The 5,271-nt window shown below is 32.2% G+C and carries 9 protein-coding genes; 6 read left to right on the forward strand and 3 right to left on the reverse strand.

Translation table 11 applies throughout. The annotated features are described in order from the left end of the window. The 4 genes from HU235_RS22875 to HU235_RS22890 all read left to right on the forward strand — a co-directional run. Window positions 1-220: hypothetical protein (locus tag HU235_RS22875; RefSeq protein ID WP_174881713.1), on the forward strand; the 220-nt coding region annotated here is incomplete at its 5' end. Between the two features lie 330 nt (window positions 221-550). Further along, window positions 551-817 carry a YpbS family protein gene (locus HU235_RS22880; RefSeq protein WP_145582360.1) on the forward strand — a complete coding sequence of 89 codons (267 nt, stop codon included), beginning with the start codon at window positions 551-553 and terminating at the stop codon, window positions 815-817. A 277-nt stretch (window positions 818-1,094) separates the two neighbouring features. Next, window positions 1,095-1,232, forward strand: a complete 138-nt coding sequence (locus HU235_RS22885; protein WP_095301316.1) for a hypothetical protein — start codon at window positions 1,095-1,097, stop codon at window positions 1,230-1,232. A 247-nt stretch (window positions 1,233-1,479) separates the two neighbouring features. Next, window positions 1,480-2,379 carry a 5'-3' exonuclease gene (locus tag HU235_RS22890; protein WP_095301315.1) on the forward strand — a complete coding sequence of 300 codons (900 nt, stop codon included), beginning with the start codon at window positions 1,480-1,482 and terminating at the stop codon, window positions 2,377-2,379. A 9-nt stretch (window positions 2,380-2,388) separates the two neighbouring features. Here the strand turns inward: HU235_RS22890 and sspL are convergent, their stop codons facing one another. After that, window positions 2,389-2,529, reverse strand: coding sequence for a small, acid-soluble spore protein L (gene sspL, locus HU235_RS22895; RefSeq protein ID WP_095301314.1), 141 nt, complete (start codon window positions 2,527-2,529; stop codon window positions 2,389-2,391). Between the two features lie 126 nt (window positions 2,530-2,655). Between sspL and HU235_RS22900 the strand changes: the two genes are divergently transcribed. Further along, window positions 2,656-2,931, forward strand: coding sequence for a DUF6123 family protein (locus HU235_RS22900; RefSeq protein WP_233452391.1), 276 nt, complete (start codon window positions 2,656-2,658; stop codon window positions 2,929-2,931). 26 nt (window positions 2,932-2,957) lie between these two features. Here HU235_RS22900 and HU235_RS22905 read toward each other — a convergent pair whose 3' ends face one another. Beyond that, the gene (locus HU235_RS22905) at window positions 2,958-3,869 is read right to left on the reverse strand and encodes a DMT family transporter (RefSeq protein ID WP_095301312.1); all 912 of its coding nucleotides are present in this window, start codon (window positions 3,867-3,869) and stop codon (window positions 2,958-2,960) included. A 28-nt stretch (window positions 3,870-3,897) separates the two neighbouring features. Continuing rightward, a complete protein-coding gene (locus tag HU235_RS22910; protein ID WP_095301311.1) occupies window positions 3,898-4,284 on the reverse strand; it encodes a reverse transcriptase-like protein in 387 nt (128 codons plus the stop codon). A 348-nt stretch (window positions 4,285-4,632) separates the two neighbouring features. On the opposite strand from HU235_RS22910, the gene HU235_RS22915 reads away from it, so the two are divergent. Continuing rightward, the coding region (locus HU235_RS22915; RefSeq protein WP_174881714.1) for a reverse transcriptase-like protein at window positions 4,633-5,271 on the forward strand (639 nt) is incomplete at its 3' end.

A 5,271-nucleotide genomic window follows, 5' to 3' on the forward strand; every position in this document is an offset into this window, starting at 1 on the left:
TCAGGATCCTTTTCAGCTAGCGTTAAATGATTATCAAGAACAATTTATCGTCTATTATAAAAATGTTGTAGAAAAACAATTGGAACAACTTCTAAAGTCAATTGATAACCAAGTGGACGAAGGCTATAATGCATTATTTGCGATTGATTCTGTGGATATTGAACAACTAAAATTGCAGGAAAATCAAATAAAAAATGTCATAACAATTCTATCTTCATGAATTTATTATGATACAATCAATTCACGTGATTTTTTTACAAATATAATTGGGTGCTTTAATTCCTAATAAACAATCAATTACTTTGAAATGATTTATAAGATAGTATGTGAAAAAGAAATCAGCATGAAAAAATGAAATGGGGAGAGAAGATGAAGAAAGACGCGTATCATGTTTGTGCGACATGTATTCATTTTCGTGCCTTTCGAAGTAATAGCAAGATGAAATACATTTGCAACAGATTATTGTACGAAACGAAACCTTCCTATTCCTTTTCATGCTGGGAACCGAAGGAACACGTTAAAAAATTAATGAAAAAAAGAGGTGGCCATAATGAGTAATGTGCATGAAGCAATTTCTCAGCACAGTAAAAAGCAGCATCAGCATATTCAATCATTTTTAAAATTAGAGGCAAAACGTGAGGCGTATATTGAAGAAGCGATTCAATTATGTTTAAATTCTCTTCCCTTTGAGGTGAATAAAATAAATCAAGTAACGACGGAAATAAATCATTTAGCTTCAAAAGGAATTGTACCTACAAGAAAGTTAGTAACAAAGGAAATGGTTCAGGAATTTGTAAGACGTAAATATGGAAAATAAATGGATCTAACAATTTCTAATTCAATTTAGGAGTGAACGTTACTTGAGAGGGGAAAGATAAAACAAGGTTGAATATCCAATTTGACCTTGCAGATTTATCGTTGATTTGGAACGGAAACATGAGACTCTTGCTAGATAAGCGTCTCAAAAGGATAACCCACAGTCGCTTAGATTATAGGAGCTCCCGGACCGCTCGCGGAAAGCGAATATCTGTAGCGGAAATCAACAACAATGTTTAACATAGCAAAACAAAAAAATCAAAAGGTGTGATTTCTTAGTGGGACGTGTCAAACTTGGAAATGCAAACGCTCAACGTAACAATAATAAAAAGAAGAAAAATGGTTTTAATACAGAGTTTGAATCCTATGCTCAGCATGAAGCGATGAAAATGAGCAATCAAAAAAAAGAAGACTAATGACGTACAATCCACTATCGTTTGTAATTATAAACGGTAGTGGATTTTTTTGTTGTATGTATGTTTTCTTATTAGAGCAGAGTATGTTAAACTCTAGCAATAACGCTTTACGATATAAGATGTGAAATACGAGACACGTCATTCTGATTTTTAAAAAATGAAAAGAATGGTTGGATTGAAATTCCACCTAATTATATGATGAGATATGATATGATAATAGTAGAGTTAGTTGAGAGAGGAGAAAAAAATGCTTAAAGAAGACAATCATTTATTAATCGTAGACGGAATGGCTCTACTTTTCCGCTCATTTTTTGCAACATCTGTTTATGGAAACTTTATGGTAAACAGTAAAGGGATACCAACAAATGCAGTGAACGGCCTATTAAAGCATCTCATAGCTGCAATTGAATATGTAAAACCAAGCCATGTCGTTTGCTGTTGGGATATGGGGAGCAAAACATACCGCAACAATATTTTTTCAAATTATAAAGCAAATCGACCTGAAGCACCAATAGAATTACAACCACAATTTGATTTAGCAAAAGAAGTTGTTAAAGCTTTGGATATTCCGAACATTGGTCTAGAAGGCTATGAAGCGGATGATTGTATTGGAACTCTTACTAAAACATTTGAGGCTGATATGAGAATTACCATCCTAACAGGTGATAGAGATATTCTTCAACTATTAAATGACCAAGTAAATGTTCTCATATTTCAAAAAGGGATTGGCAATTATAAACACTACACAAAGCAATTATTCCAACAGGAATTTGAAATTGAGCCAGAAATGCTTATTGATGTAAAAGCTTTAATGGGAGATTCAAGTGATAATTACCCAGGAGTAAAAGGGATAGGGGAAAAAACAGCCTATAAGCTTGTTTCAAAATATAAATCAATTTCATCGCTATTAGACAATATAGACGAATTAACAAAGGGACAAAGAACTAAAATTGAAAATGATTTAGAAATGCTTCATCTTTCAAAACAACTTGCTGAAATTAATTGTCAAGCTCCGATAGAATGTAACCTAGAAAATGCGCAATTAACAATTAACGAAGAGAAAGCATTTTCGATGATTGAAGATCACGAATTAAAAGGGATTCAAAATCTCTTGAAGAATATAACAAGTGTAAGAGAGGCAATTTAATGCCTCTTTTTACTTTGTATTTTTTTTCTTTGCAGCATTTTCTAATTTACTTTTTGGTTCAGTTGAAAACTCAACATCGTCACCATGTCCTTGAGGGTTGACTCCATGAGCGACCTTCCCACGGTTATTCCCCTTGTTTTTACTACTCATCTCTAACACCTCCATTATAATTATTTCCCTTTTTTAGTTAATACATCCTAGGTAAAAAATGATAGAATCTACCGACATTTTTCGATATGATAAGAATATATCCTTATTATGATAGGTGGAACAAGGTTGAGTAAAACGTTTAAATCTTTTACAGAGTATATTGATTATTTATCGTCAAAAGGTTTTTCATTTGGAATCGAGGAGTTTGGGTTTATCGAATTTGGTAAAAACTATACAGGATCAACGGATCAAGTAGTCATTATCGCTTTAGAATTGACATTAAAAATTCAACGTGAATTTGATGGCGCATTTTTTATATCATTGTTAGAAAAGTTTAAGCAAGAAAACATCGCAAATAAAAAACAAGCAAAAAAACATCTTGAGGAGTTAAATATCATTTAAAAAACCTCTGGAGAACCAGAGGTATCTTACATACTAGGTTTATGTTTTATTAAAAATCCCTTGATTTTTTTAAAATCAGGTAGGTCTGTTACAATCATAGCAAGAAAAATAAATATACATCCAATTAACCCATTTTGAGTTAATCGTTCATCGATCACGACATACGCAGTTATTGCTGCAAAGACGGGTTCCATTGCAAATATTAATGCTACTCTAGCAGCTGAAGTATGTTTCTGAAAAGTTGTCTGGATAAAAAAAGCTAGAGCTGTCGCAAATATAGAAGTAATAGTTAATGCAATGATAACCTCCTTATTAAAAATATTTGTGAAAGAAAATTGTGTGCTTCTTTCGAAAAGAAAAGAACTTATAAAGCTGAAAATCGATACTGTTCCTAATTGAGCAATTGTTAATGGTAATGTTTTATGTTTCCCTGAATACTTACTAGTTAAAATAATATGTAAAGCGAATGCGACTGCACATAATAAAGTGAGGACATCACCGATATTCATATTTTCAATATCACCGACAGTAAGAAAATAAAGACCAGCTGCTCCTATAATGGAACCGAGAAAAATCACGAATTTTGGCTTTTCTCGTAAAAGCCAAATTGAAAGCAATGGCACGATCATCACACTAAGACCAGTAATAAAGCTTGATTTTGATGATGTTGTGTATAATAATCCAACCGTTTGCAGTCCATACCCTAAAAATAAAAAGAATCCTAAAGATATTCCCGATTTTAGAAGTTGAAAAGAAAAAAGTGTGTGTGATTTTTTCCTCATAAAAATCATTAATATTAGTGTTGCAATGAAAAACCGAATACCATTAAATAAATTTGGTGGTAGGAGTTGTATTGCATTTTGGACAATGACAAATGTCGCACCCCAAATAAACGCCACGAATAATAAGCAGCTATCTGCTACAATTGTTTTTTTCAATGATGTCACGTCTTTCTATTTTTAGTATCTATTGATGTAAAATAGCTTTTCTCGCAAGTTGATCAGCTACTTTATTTTCACTACTAGGAACCCATTTAAGAAAAAATAACTCAAATTGTGTTGACAGTTTTATTACTTCCTCTAATAATGGGGCATATGCCTTATTTTTTACAAATTGTTTTTCAAATGCTTGGTTAACAAGTTGTGAATCTGTTCGAAAAGAAACAATTTTAAATTTTTTTTGGAGACATATTTCTAATCCTTTAATTAAAGCGTGAAATTCTGCTTCATGATTAGTCATAATTCCAAGTGGTAAAGAATACTGTTCATTATTGCCGTTTCCTTTAATAAAAACGCCAGCACCGGATTTTCCAGGATCACCCGCACTAGCTCCATCTATATACACTTCAATCATGCAACAATACCTCTCCTTAGTTTTTAATGTTTAATTTAAATGAAATCGATGGTAAAATAAAAAAATGCTTAAAATATAAAGAGAAATGCTAAGGGAAATCGAATATGATTATAACATATTGATAACATTAGATAATAGAAAGAATAGCTCTTTGCTTTCTTAAATTTTGTATCTTTTTATTAAGTTACCGTTTTGTTAGCACCTTAACAAAAACTTGTCACACTCATCTATGTAGGAATCACGCAATTCGCTACAATAAATTGGTGCCAAAACAACAATCTTTTAGAAAATGCTTAAAATAAAGAAATAGCTGTCTGATAATTTGATTTTACTCTAGGAGTGACGTAATTGAATTATAAAATAGAGTGGACTTACGAAACGAAAAGAAAGCATCGCACTAACCTCTATACAGATTATCTTTCATTAAATGAAGCAATCACTTTTGCTGATGATTTTGTTCAAACTGGCAGGGCAAAAGAGTTATCAATTTTTTCGGAGGATGGCGGAAGCTGGACTTTAAAAGAATTAAAAAAATTTAGAGATATCGTGAAGGATGAACCTCATGATGTCATAGCCTATTTTGATGGAGGATATCAAAAGGATACGAGAATTGCTGGTTTTGGTGTAGTTATTTATTATACACAAAGTGGAAACCAATATCGTATCCGAATGAATGAAAGGGTAGAAGGGCTTACATCAAATAATGAGGCAGAATATGCAGCATGTCTTTTTTTAGTTAATCTCCTCGAAGAGAATGAAATAATAAAGCAAAAAGTGAAAATAAAAGGTGATTCTCAAGTAGTTCTTAATCAGCTTGCAGGCGAATGGCCATGCTATGAAGCGGAATTTACAACATGGCTGGATAAAATAGAAAATAAATTGAAAGAATGTCAAATTACACCTAAATATGAGCCAGTTTCTAGAAAAGAAAATAATGAGGCTGATAAACTTGCGACACAGGCAATAAATGGTGTAGAGATAAAAAGC

It is taken from the genome of Metabacillus niabensis (assembly GCF_902829255.1).
GTDB classification, from domain to species: domain Bacteria; phylum Bacillota; class Bacilli; order Bacillales; family Bacillaceae; genus Metabacillus; species Metabacillus niabensis.

Excerpts from the sequence above, each read along its gene's own strand:
- HU235_RS22890 (WP_095301315.1), top strand. The coding sequence starts at position 1,480 with ATGCTTAAAGAAGACAATCATTTATTAATCGTAGACGGAATGGCTCTA.
- sspL (WP_095301314.1), bottom strand. The coding sequence starts at position 2,529 with ATGAGTAGTAAAAACAAGGGGAATAACCGTGGGAAGGTCGCTCATGGA.
- HU235_RS22910 (WP_095301311.1), bottom strand. The coding sequence starts at position 4,284 with ATGATTGAAGTGTATATAGATGGAGCTAGTGCGGGTGATCCTGGAAAA.
- HU235_RS22880 (WP_145582360.1), top strand. The coding sequence starts at position 551 with ATGAGTAATGTGCATGAAGCAATTTCTCAGCACAGTAAAAAGCAGCAT.